General features: G+C 71.4%; 2 protein-coding genes and 1 pseudogene. 1 reads left to right on the top strand and 2 read right to left on the bottom strand.

Annotated elements, in window-relative coordinates; all coding sequences use genetic code 11:
• Positions 1 to 136: 136 nt before the first annotated feature.
• Together ABZ749_RS31705 and ABZ749_RS31710 are read right to left on the bottom strand one after the other, a co-directional pair.
• Entirely contained in the window at positions 137 to 658 is a 522-nt protein-coding gene (locus ABZ749_RS31705; protein ID WP_357234287.1) for a class I SAM-dependent methyltransferase, read from the bottom strand.
• Positions 659 to 911: 253 nt separating this feature from the next.
• Entirely contained in the window at positions 912 to 3,470 is a 2,559-nt protein-coding gene (locus ABZ749_RS31710) for a S8 family serine peptidase (RefSeq protein WP_357234284.1), read from the bottom strand.
• Positions 3,471 to 3,482: 12 nt separating this feature from the next.
• Here ABZ749_RS31710 and ABZ749_RS31715 point away from each other — a divergent pair.
• Positions 3,483 to 3,569 (top strand): annotated as a pseudogene (locus tag ABZ749_RS31715) (oxidoreductase); the annotation flags it as partial.

Consider the following 3,569-nt stretch of genomic DNA (forward strand, 5'->3'; position numbering starts at 1 on the left):
TGCCCGGCTACACCGTCGGCATGCTCGCCCAGGAGCCCCCGCTCAACGAGGCCAAGACCGTGCTCGGCAACGTCGAGGAGGCGGTCGCCGAGACCGAGCCCGCCCGGCTCATGTCAACGCTGCGATCAGCCCAGGCTCACCGGATCGGTGTGCCGGTGACACAGGTGAGCACGTGGCCCTGGCCACGGGTGGCGCTCGACGTGGTCGTGGCGAAACCGTGGGTTTGGAGCAGTGCTTCGGTCGCGGTGAGGTTCGCGGTGGCGTGCGCTTTGGTGGGTCGCTCGCCGAAGACGTAGAGCCGTCCTCCCGGCGCCAGCAGGCTGCGTATCCGAGCGATCTGCTGCGCCGCGTCGCCCAACCAGAAGAGGCTGACGTTCACCGCGAAGATCTTGGTGAAGTGGCCGGTCGGTAGGTCGGCCGACTCGAACCCTGCTCGCCGGATCTCGGCTCTACCAGTGTCAATGTGGCCCACGTTCCGTTCGGTGGCGAGCCGCACCATCGTCGCGGCGCGGTCGACGGCGACGATCCGGCCGGTGGTGAGTTGGCCGGCGACCAGGGAGACGGCTGCCCCCCGACCACAACCGATCTCCAGCACCTGGTCGTCGGGCGTGACGGCCATCGTCTGCACCGCCCAGCGCTGCCGATGGGCGGGCGTCACCCCACTCGGTTCGTCCGCCGCGGGCGTCGTGCCACCGCTGGACGAACCCGGATCGCGGGTCGAAAGAGTGGACCTCACGACGTCACTCGCCGGTGCCTTCTGCTCACACCTCTGATTCCACCCTGTCAGCGGAGTCGGTGCACCGTGTCCTCGGTCACCGCACCGGAACGACAGCCGCGACAGGCGATCAGCGCAGGTGATGAAGGTCCGGAGCGGCGGCTCCAGCCGCCGCCACCCCGGACCGGGCGATGCGTCAGGCGATCCGGTAGGCCCGCTGGATCGTCTGGGTGACCGTGTTGCCGGCGGTGTCGGTGGCGGTCAACCGCAGCGAGACGAAACCGGCCCGTCGTGGGTGACTGATCAGCGCGACGTTCCGGATCACCGGCAGGGCGACCCACGTCCGGCCGTCGTCGAACGACGCGGACACGCCGAGCGTGCGGTTCGGCGCTGCCTTCGAACCGGCCTGCCGGTCCAGCGCCACCGGGATCGTCATGGTCCGGCCGGTCCGTGCCGTGTTGGTGTCGTCGAGCACGGGCGTCGGGCGGGCCGTGGTCAGCGGCAGCCGCTCCGGCGACGTGGTGTGCGCCGAGGTGAAGGTCCAGGCCACCGAGACCGACGTCGACAGGGTGTCCGGTGCGCCTCGGGTGGCGGTCGCCTCCAGCCGGTAGGTGGCCTTTCCGGCGGGCACCGCGAAGTCGGCCCACGGGCTGTCCGAGGTGCCGATCTCCTTACCGTCGCGCAGCAGCCGGAACCGCACCGGCTGGTCGTCGCGGCTCGCGGGGCGACCGGTCGCGTCGCCGAACAGGGGCAGCGACGCGATCGAGATGGTGTCGCCGTCGCGGCCCGCGTACCCCAGGGGTGACAGGGTCGGTGCCTGGGTCACGGAGGGCCCGAAGGGTGCCGCGTTCCAGGTCTGGCTGTACGTACGCCCCGACCTGAAGGTCGAATCCTGCGTCGTGAGGTTGTCCCCCTCGACGAACGTGGACGTCCAGACGATGCCGCCGTCGGTGTTGTAGTACTCGGTGCCCGTGAACGGCAGGTCGACAGGCGTGTTCGACCCGATCGGGCCCGAGCCTCCGGGAGCCGACGCGCGGTGGAAACGGGTGGCCGTCGCCGCCGTGGACTGGCTGCGGTAGGTCGCCCTGACCGTGGCGAGGTTCTTCGGTGACAGCTTCCTGGTCAGGCCGGTGAACATGTCGCCCCTGCCGACGTACGCCAGGTCGTAGGTGTAGGGGCTGTTGCGGAAGGTGCCGTCCCGGCCCGGTCGGGCGAGCCCGACGCCCAGCGTCGCTGTGAACTCGGGTGCCGCGACGGCGGGCCCGAGCCGGCCGAAGAAGACGTCAGTGAGGGAGACTCCGCTGAGTTGGACGCCGGGGTAGCGCATGCCGTCGTCCCAGTTGGCGCTCACGTTGATCGAGATCGGCGCGGCGTCGTGCTGCGGCACTGTCAACGCGACGGGCTTGGCGTTGCGGGCGTCGACCGCCTCGGTGATCGGGCCGCGTACGTCCAGGACCGGCTGCGCGAGCAGTGTCGACACGGCACCCTCGTGGATGGTGCTGTACAACGCGTACCGCCCCTTGGGCAGCCGCAGGACGCCGCCGCCCGGTGTCGCGGGGAGGGTGCTGAACTCGCCGGTGGTCAGGTTCGCCGCCACTGTCGTGTACTCGGTGGCCGGTCTGCCGTCGCGTCCGGTGTGGTTGAGCCGTACGTCGTAGCTCTCGATCTCACGGTTCAACACGAAGGGCGTCCGTACCCGCAGGTCGCCGGCACCGGTCGCGGTCAGCGCGCCCTGGTAGACGCCGTCCGGGGCGTCCACGCGGGTGTCCACCGTGATCGTCGCCTCGGCCCGGCCACCGGCCGGCACCACCAGCGTGGCCGGGCTGACGGTGAGCATGCCGGCCGGGGCCGGAGCGATGGCCAGCGTCAGGGTGACCGGTGCGGTGCCCGTGTTGCGGTAGCCGACGACCTGGGTGATCGGGCTGTCGTCGGCGTGCGGCCAGCGCTGCACCGGAAAGTCGATGGCGCCGATGTCGGTGGCGACCGGCTGGGCGACCGCGCGGGCGATGTCCACCCGGCCGGCGCCCTGCTCGTAGATGGTGTCCTCGCCGGTCGGCTTCGCCGAGTCCATCAGGGCGGCCTTGAGCTGCGGCCCGGTCCAGTCCGGGTGCTGGCCGGCGAGAATCGCGGCGGTGCCGGCAACGTGCGGGGTCGCCATCGACGTACCCGACATGGTGGCGTAGTCGCCGCCGGGGGCGGCGGCCACGATGTCGACGCCCGGAGCGCTGATCTCGGGCTTGATGTGGTTGTCGCCGACGCGCGGGCCCCGGCTGGAGAAGTAGGCCCGCTGGTCGTCGGCGTCCACGGCGGCGACGGCGAGAGCGTCGTCGGCGGAGGCCGGCGAGGAGACCGACTTTGGCTTTCCCTCGTTGCCGGCCGCGACCACGAACAGGGTGCCGTACCGGTTGCTCAGCTCCTGGACCGCGGTCTCCAGCGGGTCGAGGCCGGGTGCGTCGTCGCCGCCCACGCTCAGGTTGACCACCCGGGTCTGCGGCGCGAGCCACTGCATGCCGGTGATGATGTCCGAATCCTGGCATTCGGTGGTGGCGCAGACCTTGCCGACGAGCAGCTTCGCCCCCGGCGCGACCCCGCGGTACCTCCCGCCGGAGGCGGCGCCGCTACCGACGATCGTCGATGCCACGTGGGTGCCGTGGCCGACCGAGTCGCCGGGGTCGTTGCCGCCGGTGAAGTCCCTGACCTCGGCGAGGTGGCCGGCGAAGTCGGGGTGGTTGGCGTCGATCCCGGTGTCCAGCACGCCAACGCCGACGAGCTGCGCCGCCGGATCCGCGACGACTTCGGCCTCGACGTCGCGTACGTCTACACCCGGGAGGCGCCCGAGGGCTGGCGCGGCGAG

The organism is Micromonospora sp. NPDC047753, assembly GCF_040642735.1.
Taxonomy (GTDB): Bacteria; Actinomycetota; Actinomycetes; order Mycobacteriales; family Micromonosporaceae; genus Micromonospora.